24 protein-coding genes are annotated in these 25,306 nt (G+C 37.2%); 9 read left to right on the top strand and 15 right to left on the bottom strand.

Translation table 11 applies throughout. The annotated features are described in order from the left end of the window. Nucleotides 1-137 precede the first annotated feature (137 nt). Together ACOVO2_RS05730 and ACOVO2_RS05735 are read left to right on the top strand one after the other, a co-directional pair. Entirely contained in the window at nucleotides 138-1,595 is a 1,458-nt protein-coding gene (locus ACOVO2_RS05730; RefSeq protein ID WP_421769043.1) for a S41 family peptidase, read from the top strand. A 54-nt stretch (nucleotides 1,596-1,649) separates the two neighbouring features. After that, nucleotides 1,650-1,835: a hypothetical protein gene (locus tag ACOVO2_RS05735; RefSeq protein WP_421769044.1), complete on the top strand. Its 186-nt coding sequence runs from the start codon at nucleotides 1,650-1,652 to the stop codon at nucleotides 1,833-1,835. 57 nt (nucleotides 1,836-1,892) lie between these two features. Here ACOVO2_RS05735 and ACOVO2_RS05740 read toward each other — a convergent pair whose 3' ends face one another. From ACOVO2_RS05740 to ACOVO2_RS05750, 3 genes are all read right to left on the bottom strand, one after another. Beyond that, nucleotides 1,893-3,548: a sodium/sugar symporter gene (locus ACOVO2_RS05740; protein WP_421769045.1), complete on the bottom strand. Its 1,656-nt coding sequence runs from the start codon at nucleotides 3,546-3,548 to the stop codon at nucleotides 1,893-1,895. A gap of 282 nt (nucleotides 3,549-3,830) precedes the next feature. Beyond that, nucleotides 3,831-4,553 carry a 2OG-Fe(II) oxygenase gene (locus ACOVO2_RS05745; RefSeq protein ID WP_421769046.1) on the bottom strand — a complete coding sequence of 241 codons (723 nt, stop codon included), beginning with the start codon at nucleotides 4,551-4,553 and terminating at the stop codon, nucleotides 3,831-3,833. Further along, nucleotides 4,550-7,387 (bottom strand): 3-coathanger stack domain-containing protein, encoded by a 2,838-nt coding sequence (locus tag ACOVO2_RS05750; RefSeq protein ID WP_421769047.1) that lies wholly within the window; start codon nucleotides 7,385-7,387, stop codon nucleotides 4,550-4,552. Before ACOVO2_RS05750 ends, ACOVO2_RS05745 begins: the two co-directional genes overlap by 4 nt. 252 nt (nucleotides 7,388-7,639) lie before the next feature. Between ACOVO2_RS05750 and ACOVO2_RS05755 the strand changes: the two genes are divergently transcribed. From ACOVO2_RS05755 to ACOVO2_RS05765, 3 genes are read left to right on the top strand one after another with little or no spacing between them, the layout of a single operon-like run. Next, complete coding sequence (locus ACOVO2_RS05755; RefSeq protein WP_421769048.1) at nucleotides 7,640-10,141, top strand: DEAD/DEAH box helicase; 2,502 nt, start codon at nucleotides 7,640-7,642, stop codon at nucleotides 10,139-10,141. Nucleotides 10,142-10,177: 36 nt separating this feature from the next. Further along, the gene (locus ACOVO2_RS05760; protein ID WP_421769049.1) at nucleotides 10,178-11,548 is read left to right on the top strand and encodes an OmpA family protein; all 1,371 of its coding nucleotides are present in this window, start codon (nucleotides 10,178-10,180) and stop codon (nucleotides 11,546-11,548) included. Between the two features lie 15 nt (nucleotides 11,549-11,563). After that, nucleotides 11,564-12,076: a GNAT family N-acetyltransferase gene (locus ACOVO2_RS05765; RefSeq protein WP_421769050.1), complete on the top strand. Its 513-nt coding sequence runs from the start codon at nucleotides 11,564-11,566 to the stop codon at nucleotides 12,074-12,076. Nucleotides 12,077-12,111: 35 nt separating this feature from the next. Here the strand turns inward: ACOVO2_RS05765 and ACOVO2_RS05770 are convergent, their stop codons facing one another. Next, complete coding sequence (locus tag ACOVO2_RS05770; protein WP_421769051.1) at nucleotides 12,112-12,846, bottom strand: class I SAM-dependent methyltransferase; 735 nt, start codon at nucleotides 12,844-12,846, stop codon at nucleotides 12,112-12,114. Between the two features lie 53 nt (nucleotides 12,847-12,899). Beyond that, a complete protein-coding gene (locus ACOVO2_RS05775; RefSeq protein ID WP_421769052.1) occupies nucleotides 12,900-14,381 on the bottom strand; it encodes a PLP-dependent aminotransferase family protein in 1,482 nt (493 codons plus the stop codon). Between the two features lie 75 nt (nucleotides 14,382-14,456). On the opposite strand from ACOVO2_RS05775, the gene ACOVO2_RS05780 reads away from it, so the two are divergent. From ACOVO2_RS05780 to ACOVO2_RS05790, 3 genes are read left to right on the top strand one after another with little or no spacing between them, the layout of a single operon-like run. Next, on the top strand, nucleotides 14,457-14,876 hold the full coding sequence (locus ACOVO2_RS05780) for a GNAT family N-acetyltransferase (protein WP_421769053.1): 420 nt from the start codon (nucleotides 14,457-14,459) through the stop codon (nucleotides 14,874-14,876). Beyond that, the gene (locus ACOVO2_RS05785; RefSeq protein WP_421769054.1) at nucleotides 14,873-15,508 is read left to right on the top strand and encodes a LysE family translocator; all 636 of its coding nucleotides are present in this window, start codon (nucleotides 14,873-14,875) and stop codon (nucleotides 15,506-15,508) included. Before ACOVO2_RS05780 ends, ACOVO2_RS05785 begins: the two co-directional genes overlap by 4 nt. Before the next feature lie 19 nt (nucleotides 15,509-15,527). Continuing rightward, nucleotides 15,528-16,163 carry a pyridoxamine 5'-phosphate oxidase family protein gene (locus tag ACOVO2_RS05790; RefSeq protein WP_421769055.1) on the top strand — a complete coding sequence of 212 codons (636 nt, stop codon included), beginning with the start codon at nucleotides 15,528-15,530 and terminating at the stop codon, nucleotides 16,161-16,163. A gap of 39 nt (nucleotides 16,164-16,202) precedes the next feature. Here ACOVO2_RS05790 and ACOVO2_RS05795 read toward each other — a convergent pair whose 3' ends face one another. The 10 genes from ACOVO2_RS05795 to ACOVO2_RS05840 form a co-directional block, all read right to left on the bottom strand. Further along, nucleotides 16,203-16,847, bottom strand: a complete 645-nt coding sequence (locus ACOVO2_RS05795) for a leucine-rich repeat domain-containing protein (RefSeq protein WP_421769056.1) — start codon at nucleotides 16,845-16,847, stop codon at nucleotides 16,203-16,205. A 23-nt stretch (nucleotides 16,848-16,870) separates the two neighbouring features. Then, nucleotides 16,871-17,071, bottom strand: coding sequence for a hypothetical protein (locus tag ACOVO2_RS05800; protein ID WP_421769057.1), 201 nt, complete (start codon nucleotides 17,069-17,071; stop codon nucleotides 16,871-16,873). 67 nt (nucleotides 17,072-17,138) lie between these two features. Then, nucleotides 17,139-17,564: a hypothetical protein gene (locus tag ACOVO2_RS05805; protein WP_421769058.1), complete on the bottom strand. Its 426-nt coding sequence runs from the start codon at nucleotides 17,562-17,564 to the stop codon at nucleotides 17,139-17,141. 234 nt (nucleotides 17,565-17,798) lie between these two features. Further along, a complete protein-coding gene (locus tag ACOVO2_RS05810; RefSeq protein ID WP_421769059.1) occupies nucleotides 17,799-18,584 on the bottom strand; it encodes a prohibitin family protein in 786 nt (261 codons plus the stop codon). Between the two features lie 172 nt (nucleotides 18,585-18,756). Continuing rightward, entirely contained in the window at nucleotides 18,757-19,563 is an 807-nt protein-coding gene (locus ACOVO2_RS05815) for a DUF2490 domain-containing protein (protein WP_421769060.1), read from the bottom strand. Next, entirely contained in the window at nucleotides 19,560-20,366 is an 807-nt protein-coding gene (locus tag ACOVO2_RS05820; protein WP_421769061.1) for a carbonic anhydrase, read from the bottom strand. Before ACOVO2_RS05820 ends, ACOVO2_RS05815 begins: the two co-directional genes overlap by 4 nt. Before the next feature lie 119 nt (nucleotides 20,367-20,485). Beyond that, nucleotides 20,486-21,841 (bottom strand): ATP-binding protein, encoded by a 1,356-nt coding sequence (locus ACOVO2_RS05825; protein WP_421769062.1) that lies wholly within the window; start codon nucleotides 21,839-21,841, stop codon nucleotides 20,486-20,488. Next, on the bottom strand, nucleotides 21,838-22,530 hold the full coding sequence (locus ACOVO2_RS05830; RefSeq protein ID WP_421769063.1) for a response regulator transcription factor: 693 nt from the start codon (nucleotides 22,528-22,530) through the stop codon (nucleotides 21,838-21,840). The genes ACOVO2_RS05825 and ACOVO2_RS05830 overlap by 4 nt, the downstream gene beginning before the upstream one ends. 26 nt (nucleotides 22,531-22,556) lie before the next feature. Further along, nucleotides 22,557-23,249, bottom strand: a complete 693-nt coding sequence (locus ACOVO2_RS05835; protein WP_421769064.1) for a TerC family protein — start codon at nucleotides 23,247-23,249, stop codon at nucleotides 22,557-22,559. Between the two features lie 252 nt (nucleotides 23,250-23,501). Further along, complete coding sequence (locus ACOVO2_RS05840; protein ID WP_421769065.1) at nucleotides 23,502-24,746, bottom strand: ectonucleotide pyrophosphatase/phosphodiesterase; 1,245 nt, start codon at nucleotides 24,744-24,746, stop codon at nucleotides 23,502-23,504. A gap of 204 nt (nucleotides 24,747-24,950) precedes the next feature. Here ACOVO2_RS05840 and ACOVO2_RS05845 point away from each other — a divergent pair. Next, the coding region (locus ACOVO2_RS05845) for an SWIM zinc finger family protein (RefSeq protein WP_421769066.1) at nucleotides 24,951-25,306 on the top strand (356 nt) is incomplete at its 3' end.

Raw genomic sequence — 25,306 nt, forward strand, 5'->3', positions numbered from 1 at the left:
ATCGGTCAGCAGTCAATAATTTACCGACAACACTAATAACCAATACACAAATAACTAGTAACCAGTAAACCAATAAACCAGTAACCAATAAACCAATAAACCCAGTACACTAATATCCAGTACACCACTAAAACACTATGAAAAAACTAATTACTCTTTTACTGTTTCCACTTTTTCTACAAGCACAAAAATCGAAAGATATTTTTACACCAGAGGAGATTCGAGCAGATATGGCATTTCTGAAGAAAAGGTTCGAGAAAATCCACCCAGGAATGTACTATTACATGAGCCGAGAAGCTTACAATCAGGTGTATGATTCGCTCTACAACTCTGTTAATCAACCACTTAGCTATCTTGAAACGTTTCGAGTTTTATCGCAATTAGTGACAAAAGTGAAAGACGGACACACGAATCTGAGATACGATAAAAAGCGATTTGATAAAAAAAATGCCAAATTTGTGCCTTTTTATCTACGAAAAATTGATGGGAAATTTTATTTGGCCTTGAATTATTCGGCCGACTCGACCATCATTCGTGGAAGCGAGGTTTTGGCATTTAACGACGAACCAGTAGGCCAATTGATTCAGAAACTCAAGGTATTTATTTCGAGCGATAAAGACAACGAACACGTAAAAGATTACTATGCCGTGAGTGCATTCCCAACTTATCATAAAAGATATTTCGGTGAAGTTGACTCCATTAAAATTTCTTATCGTTTACCCAAAAACGACACTGTTTTCAGTAAAAAAGTAGCTTGCCAAACAAACAACGAGATTATAAAAATTGATAAAAAACGCTACAAAAACCTCAACCGACCGAATCTTTCGCTCAAAATCATGGATAGCGTTAATCACATCGCAAAGCTTGACATTACCTCTTTTTCAATGTCAGGGAAATTTTTGGATGTAAGCGAGCAGAAATTCAAACGAGTTTTACGAGCCAGATTCAAAACCATTAAACAACTGAAAGTTGAGCATCTAATCGTTGATTTCAGAGGAAATGGTGGCGGATATATTCCAAACGTTTCACGTTTTCTAAAATATCTTTCGCCAAAGCCTTTTACTTTAGCCGATACGATAGCTTTTAAGAAAAAAGCCTATTTTGCTATTTTCAAGCCTTATTATTTTGGTCCGCCAGTCACGATGTGGGTAGGTTTTATGAAGCGTGATGGTGAATTTATGTATCGAGTAAACAAACGAAACGATAGGCATAAACCCGAAAAACAACTGGCGTACCGAGGTAAAACGTACTTCCTAACCGACCCTGGTTGCTATTCGGCCACTACTTTCACGCTCAGCATGGCCAAAGATTTAGGAATTCCCGAAAAAATTATTGGTCAGCAAGTTGGCGGAGCAAGTTGGGGAAGTTTTGCAGTAAATTGGCAGAATTTTAAGCTACCTCACACCAAATTTATTGTGCATACCCCACTCATGAAGCTCAATCATCGTCTATCAAACCGACCAACAAATGATTTTTTCATACAACCAGACTATGAAGTAAACCGTAACGCTGAAGAATTACTAAAAAATAACACCAGTGTTATTGATTTTACGGTCGAGATGATTAAACAAAGTAAGGCAATGCAAGAAAAGTAAAACTTTTCACCATTTGATTGGTTTAAATAAAATCAATCTATTGAAAAGTTTTTTATGCCCAGACGTACTTCAATTAATGATATTCGAGAGATTACTGACTTGAATAACTTGGAGCGAATCGTACAAGACAAACGAAACGATAAACGTGCCGATGCCAAGAAAAATAGGCGAAATAGACATTACACCAAAGTTCTAATCAAATACCAAATTAAAGATGGTTTTATAGATGATGAAGCATAAAAAAGTGGTACTTCTGAGACAAATCCTCAAAAGTACCACTTACAAAAACTTTTCTTCTTACCAGAAAATCGTATAAATAATCGTGAAGATTGCCACTACAACTGCCGCTCCGATGGCGAAAGTTCTATCAACTTTAAACCATTCTTTCTTCACTTCAAAGGCATTTTCTTGGTCTTTGCCTTTTCCTTCAATCAAACTAATAATTGCGTGAACCAAACAGCAAATCCAGAATACTACTCCCATACGGTTTAAGAATGGGAATTCAGGATAAAGATTTTCGATAACTGCCGAAAGTGCAATACTCAAAATAGCGGCCGTTAAAGCTCCATTGGCTGTGGCTTTTTTCCAGAAGAAACCTAACAAGAAAATACTCAAAATACCTGGTGAAATGTAACCCGTGTAAACCTGAATATACTCAAACGCCTGTCCGAAATTAGCCAAAAGTGGACTCACAATCAGAGCAATGATAAAGGCAATAATGATTGCCACACGGCCAGTCCAAACGGTTTGTTTTTCAGTAAGATTTTTATTGAAGAATTTTTTATGAATATCCAGTACATAAATTGTTGAAATACTGTTGGCTTTTCCTGCTAACGAAGCTACGATTGCAGCTGTAAGAGCAGCAAATGCTAAGCCTTTTAAGCCAACTGGCAATAGATTTAATAGTACAGGATAAGCATTATCGGGTTTCACAACGCCATTGCTCGTAATTCCATTTACAATTGAAGCATCGGCATTTTCTTGGAAAATCACATAAGCTGCTAAGCCAGGAAGTACCACAATAAATGGCATTAGCATTTTCATGAATGCCGCAAACAAAACGCCATTACGAGCCGTAGAAATATCTGCACCCAACGCACGTTGAGTCATGTATTGATTACAACCAAAATAGTTAAGGTTATTTACCCACTGACCGCCAATAATAAACATCATGATACCCGGTAATTGCTTATAGGCATCAATAAAACCGCCTTTTCCGTCGTGTACTTGATACTGATTCGGCTTAAAAATCATGTGTAAATGGCTATCTGCTTTTTCGGCAATTAGATTTAAGCCTTCAAACACACCTGCACCCGAGCCTACTTTATTTGAAAGTAAATCAAGAGCTAAATATGTAGTTGCCAAACCTCCGAAAATCAAACACACAACCTGAATAACGTCGGTATAGCCAATTACTTTCATACCACCGAGCGTGATAATTACGGCAAAAACTGTCAAGAAAATAGCACAAGTCATAAAGCTAAAACCTGTCATTTTCTCCAAGCTTAAGCCTCCGAGATAAATAATTGAAGTAAGATTAACGAAAATATAGAGGAAAAGCCAAAAGACCGCCATGATTGTTGCCAGACGCTTGTCGTAGCGTTTGGCGAGGAATTGTGGCATCGTAAAAATCTTGTTGTTGAGGTACATCGGCAGAAAATAAACTGCCACAATGATTAGTGAAACGCCACCCAAAAGTTCGTAAACCGAAATGGCAATACCGAGCTGAAAGGCCTGTCCGCTCATCCCGATAAATTGTTCGGCAGAAATATTTGAGGCGATGATTGAAGCACCAATTGCCCACCAAGTTAGCGAGCCTTCGGCCAAAAAGAAGTCGTTACTATCAGCCGATTGTTTACCTTTATTTTTGTAAATCCAATAGCCATAGGAAGATACAATAACAAAATAAATACAGAAAATAATGTAGTCTAGTGTTTCGAGTCCAAGTGTCATCAGTGATTTATTAGGGTTAATTAAGAGCCGTGAATATATCAATAAATTCTATAAATCATCATATTTATAATAATAAATCATCATTTTTCAATAAAATAGTACAATAATTGAAGCTACATTTGAAATTAAGAATGAAACTTATGTATAAACAGATAGTTTCACTGCACCCATATTGTGTCACAAATACACATTTTAATTTCAAAAAAATGGATTTTTTAAATCCGCACCAAAGATATTAGCTGAATCTGAAAATAAACAATAAAATCACAAAAAAATTATATTCTAACTCCTATTCAGCAACCAGCCCGTTACGCTGAAACGCTCGGCAAAAGCTTCACTTACTTCGTGGTCGAGTTTTTCGCTTTCAAAACAAACCATACGCCCAGCTAATGGAGCAATAACTATGCTTTTCTCAAGGCCATCTTCTTGGGTGTAAATAATCAAATTTCCGCCATTTTCTGGAATCCAGTTTGGGTTTAGGTAGTAAATCACCGACAAAATTCTTCCTTTTTGAGTCTGAAAAGTATCTCGGTGTCGGCGGTAGAATTTTCCGACATCGTATTTAGCAAAATGTATTTCGGTATCTACAATACCCAAATAGCAGGTCTGATTGAGGTATTCAATAAAAGCTTGGTTTTTATCGAGTAACATTCGTTCGGCAGCATCAGTGGAATTGGTTTCGAGCCATAAAATCTCATCGCCTCGCACGAGAGCAGCTTTATGCACTTCGCTTTGTTTGCCAATACTTGCTTCCTTAAATTTTCCTGCTTGGTAGCGTTGGGCGAAGGTTTTCAAGAGATTTTGTACTTCCTCAGGCTCTAAAAAATCATCACAGATAGCGTAGCCCTTGGCCACGATTCCTTCGATAAGTTGTTCAAACTGTTGTTCTTGTGTTGGCATTTTCCCAAAAAGAAAACCTTGTAAATCTTGCCGATTTACAAGGTTTTTTGGGTTTTCGGTAAAGGTAACTAAATGCTTGGGGTATTTTACAAAAAAATATCTCAATACTCACAACCTTTGATTTCGGCTGTAAAAACCGAAGTGCTTTTTATGTCAGTTCCAGGCTTTAGAACAATACTTTTATTGGCCTCCAATGTAGTTTTGATACTTGGTTCGATTGCTGTATTCAGCTGTATTTCACCACTACTGGTATAACGAGAATTGCTATTTTGAAGCATTGTGATGGAAATTTGACTTGGGCAAGTAAAATCCATTACCCAAAGTTCTCGACCCAATTTATGTCCTCGCATCGTGAAAAACAGTTTATTATTTAAAACAAGACTCTCTTCTTTTACATTGACTGAATTTTCGTATAAATGCTCGGAAGTACTTGGTAATTGCTCGGTGGCTGTCGAAATTGGCACATCAAAAACTTTCTTTGTATTATTTTCTGTTCCATCTGAAACCCAAATTTCGGAACTCCTCTCCGAGTAATTCTTTTCGAGTTTAATGACAAAAATGGTTTCGTTGACTTTGAGTTTTTTTAAGACAGCATAGTTTTCGTGAATCCGCTTGATTTGTGTTTCAGAATTAGGAGTGCCGTCCGTCGAATAAAGCCATGTTTCATTATAGACTCGTTTATTGTAGAATACTTTATTTTTGAACGAAAATAAATCGAATAGCTCATCCAAAGAACTAACTACCGTGGTGGTGTTTCCGTTTATATCTCGCTTCATCAGATAATAAGTATTGTTTTCGTAGGTCTTGAAATAAAGGGCATTTCCACTTACTATCATGTGCTGCTGCCCATCGTTTGAATTTATTTTTGTGCTTATGAGGGTTGCAGCATTACTGCTCACTTCCCATAACTCAAAACCTGAATTTGAATTAAAATTATTGACAATGTAATACGCTTTGTTGCCCAAACTCAATTCGGCAAAATATGGAATAACATATTGGTCGGTTGATAAATACTGAATAACTTGAGTGCCAGAGGCGGTTCCATCCGTTCGCCAAAAAGCACGAGGATTTTCAGTTGTAAAAAACACTTCATTATTTACCTTTATCAAATTCGCGGGGTTGGCATAAAAATTTCCGAGCGTGTAAAAAAGGGCTGTTCCTCCACTTGTTCCGTCAGTTTTCCATAAATATCTGAGATTATCAACAAAAATATAGTCGTTGTTTAGTTTCGTGAACGAAGTATATCTTTTGGCTATGTAATCATCATTAAAAGATTGAGACAAAAACTGTTGATTTTTAAGTTCAGTATCAGTTTGTGTAATGGCATCATAGGCACGCACCGTCTTACTACTTGGATTCACGTAGAGTAGTTTATTGCCAAGAATCCCAAAATCTGTTGTGTAATTATAAATCGAACCACTCAAATTTGAATTTTCATTATTGACATACTCTAACCAATTGAATTCTTGTTTTGTACCTTGCGAAGTGCCATCTGATGACCATAATTGTCGCCCATCTCTATTGTTATCGGCCATGAAATAGGCCCTACGATTAAATTCAAAGAATGTATTCGGCCAAGAAGCAAAGATGTTTTTGTTATAATTTGTGGTCAACTTGGTATTTGTTGGAGTTCCATCCGTCTTAAATAATTCGTATCCAACTTCATCACTGTAAGCCGTGAAATACATAAAATTATTCATAGTAGCAATAGCCCCCATTATATTTCGAGTTGAAATATCTGGGTTCAATTCAGTGATTCTTTTGGTACCATTAGATGAACCATCCGTCGTCCAGATTTCAGCAAAACTTTTTTGAGGCGAGTACGTTACTACATTCTGAATTTCAAAGAAAACCCTCCCCTGCGTTTGCCACATTTTCGTATAGGCATGGTACAAGTCAGTTTGAAGCGTTTTTATCAAAATCGTGTTTGTTCCATCATATTTCCACAATTGAATATCCTTTTTCCCCGTATTTTGATTATGAACGTAGATTAAAAAATAGACTTCATCATTGAGAAGAAATGTGTTAAGAGAAAATATATCAAAAGGAAGAAGTTCGGTTTGAGATTGCAACCCGAGATTAATCTTGATTATACGAGCATTGTTTGCCGCGAAAACATCATCATTTTTCTTCACAAAATTGTTTAAGTATAGATTATAATTGCTGTAAAGTGGGCTTGTACCTTGCTGTGTTCCGTCAGTTTGAAATAACCAATCTTTATTACCAATGCCTGCTCTAAAATAAACATTATTACCAAACTTTTTAAATTGAGCAGGAGAGCTCGACACACTTCCTGAATTCAAATCTCCTAATTGAAAAGTGCCTGCTGCCGTACCATCACTTACCCACGGCTCGTATCCATTAGTAAAATCGGCTGAGAAATAAAGTTTATCATCAATTACGCTCACTTCACCCATATAGGTAAACTGACCTGAAGTCAGGATTACAGTTCCGCCTTCATATTCTCCGTTGTGTACCACCAATCTTTTACAACTACAAACATTAGGATTTGAATCAAAAAATATCAATTTTTGACCGATTTGGTAAATATTTGAAATACCTGACGTTCCCGAACTACCCGAAGTCCAAACAATAACGGGGGGATTGTTGTCCGTTATTTTTACCAAATAATCAGTCTGATTAGATGCTGTTAGAATGATATAAAAGTCTTTAATCTTAAAAACAGCTCTAATTTTTCCGTTATTCGATGAATTCCAGTTATACTTAGAAATGAGTGAGTCGGGGTTATTTCTGAATAAATAAATTTGATTTTTATCATCGACCAACATCAAAGAATCATTGCGTGGAATCGTGATAAGCTGGGAGTAGTTTTTGAAAATAGTATTGGCATCGCTTGTTGCAATATCTTTCACTAGATTCTGGGCGGATAAATTGCCCATCATAAGCAACAATAGCCAAATTAGTAGTGTGTTTTTCATGCTTAAAAGAGTTGATTTTCTAACTTGACTTAATTTTATGTATTTGGGTTGTATAACATTAATATTTTTCCAAAACTTTCTTTTTTTTTAAATATAAACTTCAAAACTACAAAATGATGTGGTAGCGGCCATACCATTTGGGGCTCAGCGGCAGCTTGAAACTTCACAAATAGATAAATTTGACTTGACTTTGCTAATCACGAAATTTTCGTAAATTCGGGCAGATTTTAAATACTCCCAAAAAACCTTCCGATGGCAACTCATAAAGTTTCAAAAAGCAAATCTGCCAAGAAAAAAAAGGTAGAAACGCCCAAGAAAATACCTTATTATAGAAAGCCCGACAACTTGACGCTCGACCAATGGCAAATTGCTCTCAGAAAACAGTTCGGACAGGATAATGAATTTTTGATTACGAATATTGGTCCCGAAAAAATTTTTTCTGACTTTCAGGTTACCAATACTGCTACCAATAATTCGTATAAAGTTGCCATCAGGAGTGCCGACGATACGCACAATTTTTGTGAATGTCTCGATTTCAAAACCAATCGTTTGGGGGTTTGTAAGCACATCAGTGCCACACTGCATTATTTGAGCAATGTGCATGGTTCGAAAAAAGCATTTAAAGATGGTTTTTTTGAGCCACATTACAGCTCGGTATACTTAGATTATCTAAACGGCCGACAGATAAAAATCAGAATCGGTGATGAAAACCGTGAAGCGTATCAGCATTTAGCAAAAACCTATTTTGATGAAAATTATATCTTAAAACCCGAATCTTTTGCGGTTTTTGAGGTTTTTCTGGAAGAAGCTAAGAAAATAAGTAAGAGTTTTAGATGCTACTCCGACGCCCTCGATTTCGTGATTGGTGAACGTGATAAGATTCGTCGCCGAGAGTTTTTCCTGGGGCTGATTCCGAAACAAGAAAACGACGCTGCTTTTGGTGGCTTAGTGAAAACTGAGCTTTTTCCTTACCAGAAAAAAGGCGTTTTATTTGCCGCAATTGCGGGTAGAAGCCTCATTGCCGACGAAATGGGACTCGGAAAAACACTACAAGCCATTGCTACGGCTGAGTTGTATAAAAAAGAATTGGGCATCAACCGAGTGCTGATTGTTTGTCCGACTTCGCTCAAATACCAATGGAAATCTGAGATTGAAAAATTTACGGATTCGAGCGTGCATGTGATTGAAGGCACACTCATTAAACGCACGGCACAATATCAGTATGTAGATGCTTTTTATGTAATTGTAAGCTACCACACAATTACGCAAGACCTCGACCTACTCAATAAAATGGAGGCCGATATGGTGATTCTGGACGAGGCCCAGCGTATTAAAAACTGGAAAACGAAGGTTTCGCAACAAATCAAAAAACTGGTTACACCTTACGCCATCATACTTACGGGTACGCCACTCGAAAACAAACTCGAAGAACTCTATTCGATTACGCAGCTCATTGATGTATTTCGCCTTGGGCCTGTTTATCGTTTCTTAAATCAGTATCAAATCACCGACGATTCGGGCAAAGTCGTAGGCTACAAAAACCTCAACGAAATCTCAAGTTTGCTTTCGGATATTCTTATCAGACGTACTAAAAAAGAGGTTTTATCGCAATTACCGAAGCGAATGGATAAGAATTTGTTTGTGCCAATGACACAAGAACAAATGGATATTCATAACGGTTTGGGCGATAATGTAGCAAAATTGGTAAGTAAATGGCGTAAATTTGGCTTTTTGAACGAAACCGACCGCCGACGTTTATTGCTATCGTTGAGCCAAATGCGAATGGTATGTGATAGCACGTATATTCTCGACCAAAAGACTCGACACGATACTAAGATTGAAGAAGTAATGAATATTTTGGACGAATTCTTTGAGAGTTCGGACGAAAAAGTGGTGATTTTCAGTCAATGGGAACGCATGACGAGGCTCGTAGCACAAGAACTCACCGAACGGGGCATCAAGTTTGAAAACTTGCACGGTGGCATTGAAAGTATGAAGCGAAAAGATTTGCTCGATAATTTCAAAAACGACCCCGACAGCCGAGTTTTCTTATCGACCGATGCCGGTGGCGTAGGTTTGAATTTACAATCGGCTTCTTTGCTGATAAATTTAGATATTCCGTGGAATCCTGCGGTTTTGGAACAACGCATCGCCCGCATTTACCGACTTGGACAAGAGCGAAATGTATCAATCATCAATTTGGTTTCGACGGGTACGATTGAGCATAAAATGCTCGATGTGCTGAAGTTTAAAGGGGCAATGGCCGAAGGCGTGCTTGATGGCGGCGAAGATACCATCTTCTTGGGTGAAGATAAATTTAAGCAATTTATGAGTTCGGTTGAGAACCTAACCGATGCTCCGCAAAATGAAGACACAATTATTGATGCTACCGAAGAACACGAAGCAGAAGAACAAAACTTTACGAATAATGCCGAAAAATCGCTGATAGAGCTGCCCGAAAATGCAACTTCGTTTTTGGGTGATGATGACGTGAGAGAAATACCTACCAACATTGGTGAGGCAGCCATAGAAACGAATCCAAACCAAGAATTAATCAAAACGGCTGTAAGTTTCTTTACTCAACTAAACCAAACTTTAAAAAATCCAGAAGAAAGTAAAGATTTACTCGAGCACTTCATTTACCGAGATGATTCAGGTAAAGTCTACCTAAAAATACCTATCGAAAATGAATCAGTAGTGACTGAGGCATTACGAAATTTGAGTGCTATCTTTGGGGCTTTCCTGAAATCATAATCGTTTTGTGCTTAAAATTATACACTAACCTAATCAATGAAAAGTTGTTTAATCGTTTTGATTTTATTGACGATGCTCACAACATCGGCAGTGAGTCAAGAAAACCAATCTGTTACACTAAAAGGCATTATCAGAGACCACAAAAGCAAGATGCCACTGGCGGCTCAGCTGAAGATAATTTACACTGATGACCAAATAAATACCCAAGAAGCAAACGCCAAAGGCGATGGAAGTTTTGAAGTAGTAACATTACCCAAACAATGTGTTGTTCAAGCAAAAACTGATGGATACATTGTTTCAAATGTATTGTTAAATCTCGAAAATTTGAGTGAGAACACAGCGATAGTAGAAATTCCGTTGGTTTATAACGGAAAGTCGAAAATCAATCAACTCTTATTGGAGTTTTCGGAGCAGAAGAAAGAAAAAGAAGCCCAGCAAGATAATGGAATACCCAAAAACAAGCAAGTATTTCAGGCAGTAGATGCCCTCGAAAACAAGGCGATTCCTGCTCAATTTCGTCTTTTGGGTACTTATAAAAATAATATAATCAATAAAGCTACCAGCAAAGAAGCCACTGTTTTTGACCATGACTTTACGGAGAGAGAGCATGTAATATTAGAAGTAACGGCCGTAGGATACCAAAAGTTTTTAAGTGAAATTGATATTGAAACTTTTGATGAAACCATACACGAAAATACAGCTAAACTTATCAAGAAAATTTCGTTTTTGAATCTCATCATCAAAAATGAAGCAGAGTTAAAAAACGTGAATGTCTTTGAAATGAGTGGAAACACACCCAAACAAATCGTATTATCGAAATCGAGTAATATGTACTTAGGACAGCTAAAAACAGGCGGAAATTATAAAATATCTATCAATTCGAATACGGCAAACGAGGTTATCAGAGAATTTTTGGCCGTTGAGGGAATCAATCAAGTATTGGTTGTGCTTGATTCCAAGCAAGCAAAGCAAAGCATCACGCCGAACCAAAACCTTACGGTAGAAACAAAGGTTGTCCAGTTAGATAAACAAGCTTATACGCCCGCTAAAAAAACAGTCACTCTGACCGATAGAACACTTTTTTTCGACCAAAGTAGTTGTGTACTGAAACCAGAATCCAAGCAAATTTTAGAAGAAATAAGTAAGCAATTGCTCGAATCGCCTGAGGTAAACATTGAAATTACGGGCTACGCCGACAACGCAGGCGATGCCCGACAAAATCAGTACTTATCAGAATTTAGAGCAAAAGTTATTTCTAATTTCTTATTCAACAAAGGTATAAAAGACAGCCGCATAAAACTCAAAGGTGATGGCGGCAAAAAAGCCGAAGCCGACACCGAAGATGCCCGCCAACGCAACCGCCGAGCAGAGTTAAAATTTTCAACAGCAACAGCCGACCGCCCTTAAAAGAAAGTGTTTTTTATGCAAATCCTCGAAACTGAAAGGCTCTTTCTACGCCAATTTACGCTTGACGACGCGGCTTTTATACTTGAGCTCGTCAACACCCCTACTTGGTTACAATTTATCGGAGATAGAAATGTCCATTCGATTGAAGATGCAGAAAACTATTTGCTAAATGGCAGTATGAAAAGCTATGTAGAAAATGGCTTTGGGTTTTATGCTGTGATAGATAAAGAATCAGAAAAAGCTATCGGAATGTGTGGTTTGATAAAACGTGACACCTTACCAGACATTGATATTGGCTTTGCTTTTTTACCTAATCTTATCAGCAAAGGTTTTGGGTATGAAATAGCCTCCGCAACACTCGATTATGCTTTTAATGTACTGAAAATCAAGCGTATAGTGGCGATTGTAAATCCAGAAAACGAAAAATCTATTGGTTTAATCAAGAAAATAGGAATGCAGTTTGAGGAAATGATAAAGTTTGGAGACGAAGCAAAAGAGTTGATGTTGTTTGGTAAGACAAGTTTTTAAGGAAGTCTTCGCTTAAAGCGAAGACTTCCTTCGTTTCACTTCTCAGCCGAGAAACCTATCAATGGCGGGTCGATAAAAAAAGTATCCCAATATTCAGTATCGCTTACTTTTGCATCCAAAAACGGACCTTCCCATCTGAAATTCGTAAATCCTGCCTCTCTGAAACACGCTTCATAGGTTTGTGGACTATGATAATAATTATTAAAGCTAAATTTTGTTCCATCGGGATTAAATATTACATATCGCACAAAATCACCTTCGTTTCTTGTTTCGGTGCTTTCTTTTATGAAACCATACTCTTTATAAGTAGCATAGTTTTCGAGTTTATTCATCGGGTTATCATTAAAACCAACGAGTTTGCCTCCATATTTTAAATTCAGAAAAACCGTTTTACACATCTGTAATAATGCTTCCTTGGTCTGGGCATAATTGAATAAATACATGCACATCACAATATCAAAATCATCTACTTTGCCGAGTGCTAAAGCATCATGTACTAAATATTCGCAACCAATCGGTTTTTTAAGCTCTTCGGCCTCAGCGAGTTTAATCATTTCAGAAGATAAATCTACACCAAGTATTTTCGCAGCTCCCAATGCTTTAATTTTTCGGGTGTAGATACCTTCTCCACAAGCGAGGTCTAAGATTTTTTTACTACTTACATCGCCTATTAATTTCAGTAGTGTATATTCTTCAATACATTTTCTAAATCCCAACTCCTTTGAGTTTTTATACTGCTCAGCAATGGCATCATACGAGTTTTCATTCATGGCTATTTTGGTTTGAAGTGGCTATTCCGTGCAATACAAATCTATGAAAAAGGCTAAACTTTAGTTATACTTTTCTCCAAAATCGCAACACACTTCTCCAACTCTTCAACCGAAGAAGATGCAAAACCCAAACGAGTAGCATTTAAATTGCGGTCGAGTAAATTATGTTGTGTGCCATTCGAGAAATAAAGTCCATTTTTTAGGGCTTTTTCGGCAGTTTTTACCAAATCTATGCTCTTATCAAACTTTGTCCAAACCGACATTCCTCCTTCGGGAATCTGGAAACTGACTTCGTTTTTAAGTTTTTGGCTCAATAATTCACAGAAAAAATCTCGTCGTTCGCGGTATTCACGCAATGATTTTCGTAAATGCTTTTGTATAATTCCTTCTTGCAGAAGTTCGGCAATTGCATTTTCGAGCATGGAATCGCCTTGGCGGTCGATGATACGGCGAAAATGTGATAAATGCTCAATCACTTCTTCGGGAGCAACCAAATAACCCACCCGGAAGGCTGGCGAAATGCCTTTCGTGAAAGAACCCGAATACAGCACTACTCCCACTTCGTCGGCACTGGCAAGTGGCAAAAGCGGTTTGCTTTGGTAATGAAAATCATAGTCATAATCATCTTCAAATATGATAAACCGATACTTTTCGGCCAGTTTTAAGAGTTTTATCCGTCGGTCAGCTTTGAGGGTGACGGTTGTTGGGTAATAGTGGTGCGAAGTGATATAAATTAGTCTGACTGTATGTTTTTGACAAATTTCTTCCAAAACATCCACCATAATTCCATTTTCATCGGTCGGAATCGTCAGAATATTTGCTCCTGCGTGTTGAAAATTAATTTTAGCACTGGCCCAAGTCATTTCACTCAAAACCACAATATCGCCAGCTTTCACAAAAGCCGTCGTGAGCAAATACATCGCCATTATTGTGCCTCGCACAATCAGAATATTATCGGATGTTATTTTTAAACCTCTGCTTTCATTGAGGTATTTTGCCAGTTCTTGCCGAAGCCAAAGTGAGCCTTTGGTATCGCCATAGCCCAGTTTTACGTAAGCATTTCCATGAATCAGATTACTTCTGTATGCCCTCGATAACTCAAGTAAAGGTGCTAAACGTGGGTCAGGGAAACCATCATCTAAATGTAGTTTATCAGATGCTTTTATGACCTCTCGCTGCAAAATTGGTTTTGACTCAAAACTAAAACCTGCTTTTTTGATAGAAGTATCCTTACTGTCTTTAAGTTTTTGCGGTTTCATTTCGGGAAGATTCTTCGCTACGAATGTTCCGCTACCTTGTTTGGTTTCGAGCCAGCCTTGAGCTAAAAGTTCATCTAAAGCCATGATGACGGTTTTTCGATGAACGCCCAAAACATCGCTCAAAGCTCTCGAACTTAGTATTTGCTGTCCTGACTTCAGCATTCCATTGCGAATCAAGAGCGTAAACTGATTAGTGATTTGCTGATAAATAGGCTCTTTTGAGTCTTTAGATACTGATAATAGTGATTTATAAGGAAACATAATTGGACTACTCATTTTATTAAAATTGGCTGATTATACCCATCCAGTAAAGATATACTTTTGTGGAAGAAATTTCAAACAGAAACTTGTATGCAAATCCAAATCGCTCAAACCAAAGAAGATTTTTTGAAATGTTTCGATGTAATGCAGGCACTACGTCCGCACCTCACGCCCGAATTATTCTTGGAATTATTGCCAAAAATGAAAGAAGAAAATTATAGTTTGATTTTTATCGAAGAAAACGGTAAGGCGATTTCAGCCTGCGGATTTCGGTACCTCACTACGCTTTTTGATGGCCGCTATATTTATATTGATGACCTCTCGACGCTTCCCGAAGCTCGTAGCAAAGGTCATGCAGGAGCATTATTCGATTTTGTTGTTGAAAAAGCAAAATCCGAAAATCTAAAAGCAGTTCATCTCGATTCAGGACACCAAAGATTTGATGCCCACCGACTTTATCTGAACAAAGGAATGAAGATTGTTTACCACCATTTTAGACTTGAATTATGATACCTATACAAGACCTCTTAATCTTTATTTTAGCGGCTTTTGGGCTGGTTATTACTCCAGGCCCAAATATGATTTATTTAATTTCTCGTTCAATTACTCAAGGTAAAAAAGCGGGAGTTATATCTCTCTTTGGGATTGTTACTGGTTTTTTATTCCACATTCTCTTGGTTTCAATAGGAATCACAGCCATTCTATTTGCTGTACCAATTGTGTATTTGGGTCTTAAAACACTTGGTGTATGCTATCTTCTCTATTTAGCATTTCAAGCCATTAAGCCCAATAGTCAGAATATTTTTGAGGCCAGAACCGACCTACCAACTGACCAACCATTGAAGTTGTTTAGTATGGGATTTTTCACAAGTATTTTGAACCCTAAAATTGCTATTTTCTACGTTTCATTCTTTCCACAATTTATAAAAATTGAGTACGGCTCTGTTTTTTGGCAAAGTATCGAATTGGGTATTACTCAAATGATAGTAAGTTTTTCGGTGAATTTGATTATTGTTCTAACAGCCGCCAAAACCGCCATTTGGTTTGCAAGAAATCCAATTTGGGTGAAAATTCAGAAGTGGTTTATGGCAAGTATTCTTACGAGTTTAGCACTAAAAATGGCATTAGATAAAAGTAAATAAATAAAACCTACGCAAAATTATGATACAGCAAACCCCACGTACGACCACGAGCAGAATGCCGAAACGTACACAATACGACGAAGAATTGATTTACTCGATTCTCGATGAAGCACTATTTTGCACGATTAGCTATTCGATTGATAATCAACCTTTTTCAATTCCTACGGCGTTCGTTCGGAAAGATGATAAACTTTATATTCATGGCTCGGTTGGTAGTCATTTTCTGCGAGGAATTGAATCAGGAATACCCGTTTGTATTTCGGTAATGCTTACCGACGCCTTAGTTGTGGCAAAATCGGCGTTTCATCATTCGGTCAATTATCGTTCGGTTATTATTTTTTCAAATGCCGTAAGAATTGACGATTACGAAGCTAAATATTTGTTTTTCAAGGAATTGACCGAAAAAATAGTTCCAAATAGTTGGGAGTATCTTCGACCAATGAAAGCCAGCGAAGTAAATAAAACCATGCTTTTGTGTTTTGAGATTTCAGAAGCATCAGCTCGCTTGCGTTCGGGTATGCCCAACGATGACGAAGAAGATAAAAGCCTACCAATTTGGTCGGGGATTATTCCGATTCCACCTAACAGACTTACGCCAATTGCCGATGAATTTAGTCAAAATATTTCGTTGCCGAAGCATTTAAACGTACAATAAAAAAAGTAGCGAGTCAAAAACTCGCTACTTTAAAACCCCTTAAAACCTAATCTTTAATCCATATTCTGCTACTGGCTGATTCAAATGAAGATTTGTTGGTAAATGATTACTATTCAAATCCAAGTATTTCAAATTTTTCAAATCTTTGACTTGTGGAGGAACAATCCGTAAAAGATTATTACTCAAAGAAAGCGTTTCTAAATGCGATAACTTTTTAATATTGGGCGGGAGTTTTTCAATTCCATCATTATCCAGATGTAATATTCTAAGTTTGGGTAGTTTGCCTAAAATCTCAATTCCTTGCCGAATATCAAGATTCTTTTCATTATCCAGATACAATTCTTCCAAGTTTTGGAGTTTGGTCAAACTTGTGGGTAAAACCGTAAAATCGTTTCCTCCTAAATCGAGTACTTTGAGTTTTTTAAGGCTACTTATTTCGGGTGAAAGGCTTGTCAGATGGTCATTTCTCAGGCTTAAATATTCCAAGTTTTTAAACTTAGATAAACCTTTTGGAAATTCACTCAACGACTGATTGCTCAAATTTAGACGAATCACCTTATCTGGCTCTTTCAAGGCTTCTTCGATACTCGTATATTCCTGAGAAACAAGACCTTGAGCATCAACTTGAGTAAATTGCAAGCATACGAGCAATCCCAAAATATATATATAAATCCAATTTTTCATCTACATAATGTTTAATACGATTCTTAATTAACTCCCTGCTCCTGCCTCAGACTCATCTGCGACATACCTCGTTTATTGCCAAACTTCTCTCTGCACCAAGCCATCAATTGATTAAACTCTTCTTTGGTTGACTGTCTGAGTGCTTTTCGCAGTTCTTTTTTGAAAATTCGAGGTTCAAAACTCACTTTTTCAAGTATCATTTTACTGTATTCAAACATTGTCATAGTTTTAAACGGTTGATAAGATAGATTCCCGAGCAAATACATTTACTCGGGAACGATAGGATGGCGATTAGTCGAGTCCAGAACCCGATATACCTTTTTTATTTATATTTAACGTAGTCTGATTATTATTTACTTCTTTGACTGCCATCTGTTTGCCAAACTCAGTTGTTGTGAAATGGGCTTTGTAATTACTCGACGACAACAAGGGGTTGAAAGTTGTGAGATTTGTAGGTATTTGTAACGCTAAAGCCGCTTCAGAAGTAAAATCTACAACCCCTTGACGCTTATAATTATGCACTGAACTAATATTGTTTTTGATTTGATGCGATGATTGACTGTAAATCCTGACGCTATTGCTCCCTGCCAAAGCTTTTTGTTGTTGAAAAACTGGGCGTTTGTAGTTATGCGGTGAATCAATTGATGATTTTTGTGCAAAAACCGAACTCGAACCAAGTGCTACAAAAGCAAAAGCATATTTTATTAAATTTTTCATTGTGATTTTAATTTATAGTTTTTCGAATAATTTTTTCTATTGTTGTGTCAAACAGTCCAACATAAAAATAAAACACTCATTATAAGCACTTTATACAAAATGGACTTACGAATTATCTTTGAACATTTACCTAAAAACTGGTGCCTGGATTTATCCCAAAACAAATGATACCCTAGTTTCTTTTGCTTGTACCAAGCACCGTTTTTTACACTACTTCTACTTAATCTATTTACTCTACTCTAACTTATCTGAATTTAACATCAACGGTTGGTCGCCGTTAGTGATGATAACTTTTGTATTTGGCGATGTCGATAATTTATTGAATGCCTCGATTGCCTTGAAACGAATCAGTAGCGGAGTAAGGCCTTCGGCAATGATTTTCTGTGCGTCTCGCACACCTTCAGCCTCGATGGTACGGCGGCGGGCTTCTTGGCGTTCTTTATCCAACACAAACTGCATTCGTTGGGCATCTTGCTCGGCTTCGAGTTTATCTTCGATAGCTTTCGTAAGGCCAGCTGGTAAAACAATGCTTTTTAATAAAACTGCTTCTATCACAAAACCTCGGTCTTTTAGCTGAGCCATCATTAATTCTTTGATTGATTTTTCGATTCCTGCACGTTGGCCAGTGTGCATATCCTTAGCAAAATATTGCGATGAAATATCGGCAACTGCTGAGCGAAAAACAGGTAAAATAACTACTTGTTCGTAATTTCTGCCCAGATTTTCAATTACTTTCGGTGCATAGCTGCCTTCGAGGCGATAGAGTATCGAAACATCTGACTGAACCGTAAGACCTTCTTTTGATGGTAGAGGCAAACGAACCTCCATATTCATGGTGCGTGTAGGTAATTTTATAATGGTTGTCGTAAACGGATTGAAACCCCTTGCTCCTTCCATCAAAGGTTCGGGTTTGATTTTACCAAACGAACGCTTTACACCAACTTCTCCCTGACGCACGATTGTGCAACTTCCCAACAACAATCCTATTGCTGATATAAAAACTATATTTCTTGCTTTCATTTTATTAACACTTTTAGATTTAGTATTTGTCTCCTTCTGAAGACACAACAAAGATATATTATTGATATTAGGCCAGAATTAAGCTCAAATTAGAAATCTGTTAGAATTAAAAAACAAAAAAGGGTATTCGCATGATGCAAATACCCTTTATAAAACTACCCCTATTATGAAATCAATTTCCTGATTTTAAAGCTTTTTTACTAAGATCAAAATTGAATAAAGTATTGAGAATAAGGCCATTGTTTCGCTGAAAAACATTCCTACCTTCTACTTCACGCCCCAACTGTACAATCTGATTGAGATATCCAACTTCAAGCCTAAAGTTTTTATTAAATCTATATCCAACTAACATTCCTAAGCGATTTTGGTCAAAAATGTTTTCATTAACATTCTTCCCAAAACCAATCATAACTTCATCGTAAATTGCAAAATACGGTGTCTTATCAGCTATCGATTTCCCTTTTAGTGGCACTTGCATCCGATACATATAACGCAAGCGATTCAATAAAGGAAACTCATCTTCTTTTTCAAGACTCGAATTAGAGTATCGACCAACCCAACGTTGCTCAAGCATAAAACGATGCGAAAACTCAACCCTACCAACGTTATCACCGATTGTGGCCATCTGAAATGCTCGATGTTCGGTAAAATCTTTTCCAAATCCGTTGATCGGAATATCGCCATAAGGAGCTGTTTCTATCCAAGCATAACCTACACGAAGCTGCACTTTTGGTTGTAGCTGATAGCTTAGGCCAACCCTAAGTAAACCTTGCTGTGGGTCAGTTATCAAATTGCTTCGTCGCCACTGATACTCCGAAGCTATTCCCCACTTATTATTTAGCTTAAAATTTCCGAAATAATTATACCAACCAATCGTATTTTCGTCGTTGAGGCGAGTGTTTTGTGCGAATGAAATAGTGCTTGCCAAAATAACTACCAAAAACCAAATAAATACCTTTTTAAAGCCACCTATCATCATTTGCTTTTTGGGTTTGTGCTGGCTTTAAATTTTGGTAGGTTTTTGAGTGTTTCTTCTAAAAACTCAACCTTTCCCGTATGAATATCATACACTGCTCCAACGATAAGAATTTCACCCTCAATGTATTTCTTATGAAGAATTGGTTCTAAATCTCGCAAATTATTAACTTGTTCGATAACATTCTGACGGACGGCATTATCAACTGGATTTCCAGGTAAGAGAGCTGATTTGGCAGCCGCTGGTTTAATTTCATTGATAAGTGTAACAATATGCCCCGGTACATTTTCAGGCCTTTGCACGGCCGCAGCTACCGCTCCGCATTCGGTATGCCCCAACACTACAATTAATTTAGTACCTAATTTAAGGGTTGCAAACTCCATACTTCCGTAAGAAGCTGCTGCTGAAACCTGCCCAGCCGTACGAATAATAAATAAATCGCCAAGACCTTGGTCAAAAATCATTTCGTTTGGAACACGAGAATCAGAGCAACCAACAATTACTGCGAAAGGAGCTTGTCCGTTTTCAAGTTTTTTGATAGTCTCGTAGTTTTGTCGTGGTCTGATACTTTTTCCTTCAATAAATCGTCTATTTCCACCCATCAATTTTTTTAAACCTAAATGTGGGTCAATATAAGCAGAATCTCGATTCACAATATAACGCTCAGCACGCCATTTGGCCGAGTCGATAGGTACTTCAATCTCTTGTTTTGGTTTTGTTTCTTGTTTGGTATTTTTTCTTCTCTGGGCCGTCGCCTCATTCAATAAAGCAAATACTGTAATTAGTACTAAAATGATTTTTCTCATCTGTTTTTTTTAAGTGTTAAGTTTTTATATTGAGTGTACTCTATTCGGAAAGCACACCACAAATGTATAACACTACTATTAGGCGAGAATTAAGACAAACTTAGAAAACTGTTAGAATTTTACTTGGGAAGTGATAACGTAAAAGTAGTACCTTCGTTTTCAGAAGAATCGACTATCACTTGTCCTTTGTGAAGTTGAACAATACGGCGTGTAAGCGATAACCCAACCCCATGACCTTTGGTATTTCGGGAGTTTGAACCACGCTTAAATGGCTCAAAGATTTGAGATAACTCATTGGATGGAATCACAGGCCCTTCATTATGGAAGGTAATAAACAAAATTTGATTCAGTGTTTTGATTTTTACCTCAACTGTATGTTGTGGCGAAAACTTCGCTCCATTTTCAATTAGATTAATCAATGCCGTGTAAAGTAAACCCTCGTTGCCTTTTACTTCGGGGGTTTGTTCGGCATTATCATCTAGACTTATCAGAATCTTGTAATCGGGATTTTTCTTCAATAACTCTGCTCTAATCTGCCAAATTACTTCCAAAATATTTACCAAGGTGTACTTAAACTTTGTATCATCTGCATCAATACTTGTAAGGTCTAATAGATTATTGGTCAACTTATTAAGCTGCTGAACATCGTCTAGAACCGACTGAATCATGAGTTTCAAATCAGCGGGATTATCGTTGGCTAAAAGAGATACTTGAATTTGCCCTGTAATTGCGGTTAAAGGCGTACGTAACTCATGTGAGGCGTGCGAGACAAAAGAGCGTTGGGTCTGGAAAGCATGCTCGAGGCGGTCGAGCATTTGATTAAAACGAATCGAAAGTTGCTCTAATTCATCGGCTTTATTTCCTTCGTCAAGCCTCAAATTGAGTTGAGATGCACGTATCTTATCAATTTTCATGATCATTTGCTGAATCGGGAGGAACATCCTTCGAGCAAAAACCCATCCTATGATTGCACTCACACAAACCAAAACAAAAGCCGAAAAACCCAAGGTCAAAGCTAAATTTCGTTGTTTTTCTAAGCCGTATTTATCAACCGAAGATGCCAAAACGATGTAATCTTTGTTGTTATTTGTGATAACAATCCCATACATTTCGAGTTCGTTCTCTTGCCAAAAAAGCTCTTTCTCTGTTCTAATTTGGCTCAGAAGTTCGTGCTTTAGATTCGGGGTATCAGAGCCACTTTCGTAAATTACTTTATCATCAATATCATAAATAATAATTTCTTCCTGATTTAGAGCCGTAACGTTATTCTTATCGAGGAGTTTCAGTAAATCAGGGCTAATTTCCTTTTTATTAAAAATAATAGTAGCAGCCGTTAGTGCTTCCTGACGCAGACGGGTTTTATATTCTTTTTGGCGGTAAACTTCACTCTCGAAATAAATCACTGCCGAAAAAATGAGCAATAGAATAGAAAAGATGCCTAAAAAGAGCACCGCCATCCGTGTACGAATCGTCATTTGTTTTTTAGCATATAGCCCATGCCCACAATCGTGTGAATGAGTTTATTAGAAAATCCTTTATCTATCTTATTTCTCAGATAATTAACATAAACTTCAATAAAGTTTGTACCTGTGTCAAAATTTATATCCCAAACTTTTTCGGCAATATCAACTTTAGAAACTACTCTCCCTTTATTGAGCATCAAATATTCGAGCAAACTAAATTCTTTGGCAGTAAGCTCTACAACTTTTCCTTCACGTCTAGCAACTTTCTCTTTCAAATCAAGCTCTAAATCAGCTTCCTGAAGTTTTTCAGATGGTTGCTCAATTTCATTGGTTCTTTTTAAGAGAGCCTTCACACGCACCAACAATTCCATGAAGTCAAATGGTTTTACCATGTAATCGTCAGTTCCGACCTCAAAACCAGATAATTTATCAGCCACACTTCCCAGGGCAGTGAGCATTAGTATAGGAACTTTAGTATTTTTGGTTCGGATATACTCACAAAACTCCAAGCCACTCATATCGGGTAAACCAATATCCAAAATTATTAAGTCGAAAGAATGACCGTCGTCGAATAAGAGTTTGGCTTCATTACCAGTTTCGGCAATTTCTGCATCAAAATTTTGGGTTTGTAAACCCTTCTTTATAAAAGTTGCTACTTTTGACTCGTCCTCTACGATGAGTATTTTTTTATTTTCTATCATAACTTTGTTGATGTACAGTATTTATATTATGTTTTCTTGACGGTCTTCATCTGAATAATATCAACCAAAAATGCAAATGCCATCGAGAAGTAAATATAGCCTTTTGGAATTTCAAAGTGAAGGCCTTCTGCCAATAAAGAGACACCAATCATCATCAAAAAACACAAAGCAAGTATTTTAAATGAAGGGTGCAAACGAATAAATTCACTAATTGGTTTGGAAGCTATAAGCATAATTATGACTGTTACGATCACTGCCGTATACATCACCCAAAGCTCCTGAACCATACCCACCGCAGTGATAATTGAGTCGATAGAAAATACCAAATCTAGTATTATCACTTCTGATAATAGTTTTGAAAAAGTACTTTTTTGGGGTTCTTTTATGGCTTTCTCAGATTGAGCTTCGGTTTTGTGATAAATCTCTTTGGTACTCTTGTACACCAAGAAAAGCCCACCAAGAATCAATATTAGTCCTTTTCCCGTAATATCCTTATCCAAAACCGAAAAAAGTGTTTGGTCGAGTTTCAGAATCCATGAAATAACTCCTAACAAACAAAGCCTCATGGCCATAGCCAAACCAATACCCCAATAACGCAATTTATTACGCTGACTTTCGGGGAGTTTATCGGCCAAAATCGAAATAAAAATGATATTATCAATCCCTAAAATAACTTCTAAGGCAATTAACGAAAGTAAAGGTACAATTACGTCTAACATATATTTAAATTTTAAATTTTTCGGCCTCTAGATAATAAAAAAGCAGTCGAAAATCAACTGCTTTTTTGGCTACTCTAAACTAAAAACTGAACTTTTCCTAAAGACCTTCACTATTATATTAATATTTGTATTTCTTTTTTGATGATACAAAGCTACAATTACTAAATTAGAATCGAATTAAGCTCATATTAGAATAGGCTTAGAATTTCTAAGTTCTAAGCCTATTTCCACAAAATCTCTATTTTTCCACTACTATTTCTTCAATATTCCTTCCAAAACCTTAATATCGCCATCAACTTTGGGCGGTGTGATACCCAAAATTGCAGCCACAAACGGATAGACATGGATATTATCAAAAGCAGGGATTTTTGCACCAGCTTTGATATTTGGGCCTTTGGCATAGAAAATTGCTCCCATTTCGGGTGTTATGCTTGGGTCGAAGCCATGAACGCCCCAAACGGCACGAGTTTCGGGCTTTTTGGCTAATGCTTCTTTTGAATAAATACTGTATGCTGGCTCTACCACAAAAAACAAATCGCCGATGCGTGGATGAGTATTAAAATGTAGTTTTGCTGGAATTTCAGCCTTTTTATAGACCTTAAAGTGCGACTCTCTTGCTTTTATTACGTTATAAATTGAATCTTCTTTGGCTTTGTTTTTTACAAAAATATTAGCGTGAGTCATGTTATTCACAAAAATAAAATCGTCTTTCGGTAAACCCGCTAAAATATCTTCTTGGTAAATAAAATACTCAGGTTTGTTTTGCATTTCATACATGCCATGGTCAGAAACCAAGATAACATTGACTGGCAAATCTATTTTTTTCAAACCTTCAACCAACATTCCTACCAAACTATCGGCTTCCATGACCGCCTCTTTGGTTTTCTGTCCGTTAGGGCCATACTCGTGGCCTTGTGTATCGACCATCGAAAAGTAAATCGTCATCAAATGTGGGCGTTCGGCTTCGGGCAATTTCAACCAATCGAACACTGCATTTACACGATTTTTATGCGGTACGGTATCATCAAATCTATGATAATAACTCGGAAATTCGCCCTCAATTCGAGCTTCCGAACCTACCCAAAAATACGAAGCAGCTTTCATTCCGTTTTGCTGCACCAATTGCCAAAGCGGCAAGCCACCATAATAATAAGAGTCTTCGACCTTTGCACGTTGGCGAATCGAGTAAAAAGTATCTCGCCCTCTATCATAGAAAGTATTATCAACCAAGCCATGATTGCCAGGGTAAAGACCGGTAACGAGCGTATAATGATTTGGGAAAGTTTTACTCGGAAACGACGGACGCATGACTTCGGCTGCCGCTCCTTGCTTGATAAATTCTTTGATATTGGGCGTATTGTATTTTTCTACATAATCGTGGCGGAAGCCATCGAACGAAACCATTACTACGTATGGCTTATTGTTTTGAGCGAAAATTGCAAAACTTGTAAACAGCAGGAATAAAAAATTGTAAATATTTTTTGAGCGTAAAAACATACTTTGTTGTTAGTTTAAATGAAATTCTAAGGTAAAATTATAGATAATTAGCCAATTTGATAAAGCTTTGTGAATTTATAATTTAGGAAAAAAATGTTCAATAAAGATTTTTAAGAATCTTAAGGAAATGATATAAAATATTATTTATTTGCAATCGCAAACTGTTACATAAAATTCACCCGATACAATTATACAATGAGTTTTTTGAGCGAAGAACAAACCACCCAACTTGCCCCTGACTCCTCATCACTGAAAGCAGGAAAAGACCTCGCCAACGACCGTAAATGGCTCAATTATCAATCAAACGCCCGAGTACTTTGGGGCGAAGTACAAGGCAGTGGCAAAGACCCCTACCGTACTCAAATCGACCTACAAAATATTGCTTTTAAATGCTCATGTCCGAGTAGAAAGTTTCCTTGTAAGCATGGTTTGGGTTTACTATTTTTAGTAGCTAAAAAAAATGGAGAAATTCCACAGGTTGAGGCCGAACCAACTTGGGTAAGCGAGTGGATGAATAAGCGAACTGAAAAGATAGAAACCAAAGCAAAAAAAGAAGAAGC

Source organism: Emticicia sp. (assembly GCF_049241225.1).
Lineage (GTDB): Bacteria > Bacteroidota > Bacteroidia > Cytophagales > Spirosomataceae > Emticicia.

Bases quoted from the DNA above. Each gene is read 5' to 3' on its own strand.
- ACOVO2_RS05840 (WP_421769065.1), bottom strand. From the start codon at position 24,746: ATGTTTTTACGCTCAAAAAATATTTACAATTTTTTATTCCTGCTGTTT.
- ACOVO2_RS05765 (WP_421769050.1), top strand. From the start codon at position 11,564: ATGCAAATCCTCGAAACTGAAAGGCTCTTTCTACGCCAATTTACGCTT.
- ACOVO2_RS05755 (WP_421769048.1), top strand. From the start codon at position 7,640: ATGGCAACTCATAAAGTTTCAAAAAGCAAATCTGCCAAGAAAAAAAAG.
- ACOVO2_RS05750 (WP_421769047.1), bottom strand. From the start codon at position 7,387: ATGAAAAACACACTACTAATTTGGCTATTGTTGCTTATGATGGGCAAT.
- ACOVO2_RS05735 (WP_421769044.1), top strand. From the start codon at position 1,650: ATGCCCAGACGTACTTCAATTAATGATATTCGAGAGATTACTGACTTG.
- ACOVO2_RS05815 (WP_421769060.1), bottom strand. From the start codon at position 19,563: ATGATGATAGGTGGCTTTAAAAAGGTATTTATTTGGTTTTTGGTAGTT.
- ACOVO2_RS05800 (WP_421769057.1), bottom strand. From the start codon at position 17,071: ATGACAATGTTTGAATACAGTAAAATGATACTTGAAAAAGTGAGTTTT.
- ACOVO2_RS05730 (WP_421769043.1), top strand. From the start codon at position 138: ATGAAAAAACTAATTACTCTTTTACTGTTTCCACTTTTTCTACAAGCA.
- ACOVO2_RS05820 (WP_421769061.1), bottom strand. From the start codon at position 20,366: ATGAGAAAAATCATTTTAGTACTAATTACAGTATTTGCTTTATTGAAT.
- ACOVO2_RS05770 (WP_421769051.1), bottom strand. From the start codon at position 12,846: ATGAATGAAAACTCGTATGATGCCATTGCTGAGCAGTATAAAAACTCA.
- ACOVO2_RS05760 (WP_421769049.1), top strand. From the start codon at position 10,178: ATGAAAAGTTGTTTAATCGTTTTGATTTTATTGACGATGCTCACAACA.
- ACOVO2_RS05795 (WP_421769056.1), bottom strand. From the start codon at position 16,847: ATGAAAAATTGGATTTATATATATATTTTGGGATTGCTCGTATGCTTG.
- ACOVO2_RS05810 (WP_421769059.1), bottom strand. From the start codon at position 18,584: ATGAAAGCAAGAAATATAGTTTTTATATCAGCAATAGGATTGTTGTTG.
- ACOVO2_RS05780 (WP_421769053.1), top strand. From the start codon at position 14,457: ATGCAAATCCAAATCGCTCAAACCAAAGAAGATTTTTTGAAATGTTTC.
- ACOVO2_RS05775 (WP_421769052.1), bottom strand. From the start codon at position 14,381: ATGAGTAGTCCAATTATGTTTCCTTATAAATCACTATTATCAGTATCT.
- ACOVO2_RS05805 (WP_421769058.1), bottom strand. From the start codon at position 17,564: ATGAAAAATTTAATAAAATATGCTTTTGCTTTTGTAGCACTTGGTTCG.
- ACOVO2_RS05825 (WP_421769062.1), bottom strand. From the start codon at position 21,841: ATGACGATTCGTACACGGATGGCGGTGCTCTTTTTAGGCATCTTTTCT.
- ACOVO2_RS05740 (WP_421769045.1), bottom strand. From the start codon at position 3,548: ATGACACTTGGACTCGAAACACTAGACTACATTATTTTCTGTATTTAT.
- ACOVO2_RS05790 (WP_421769055.1), top strand. From the start codon at position 15,528: ATGATACAGCAAACCCCACGTACGACCACGAGCAGAATGCCGAAACGT.
- ACOVO2_RS05835 (WP_421769064.1), bottom strand. From the start codon at position 23,249: ATGTTAGACGTAATTGTACCTTTACTTTCGTTAATTGCCTTAGAAGTT.
- ACOVO2_RS05785 (WP_421769054.1), top strand. From the start codon at position 14,873: ATGATACCTATACAAGACCTCTTAATCTTTATTTTAGCGGCTTTTGGG.
- ACOVO2_RS05830 (WP_421769063.1), bottom strand. From the start codon at position 22,530: ATGATAGAAAATAAAAAAATACTCATCGTAGAGGACGAGTCAAAAGTA.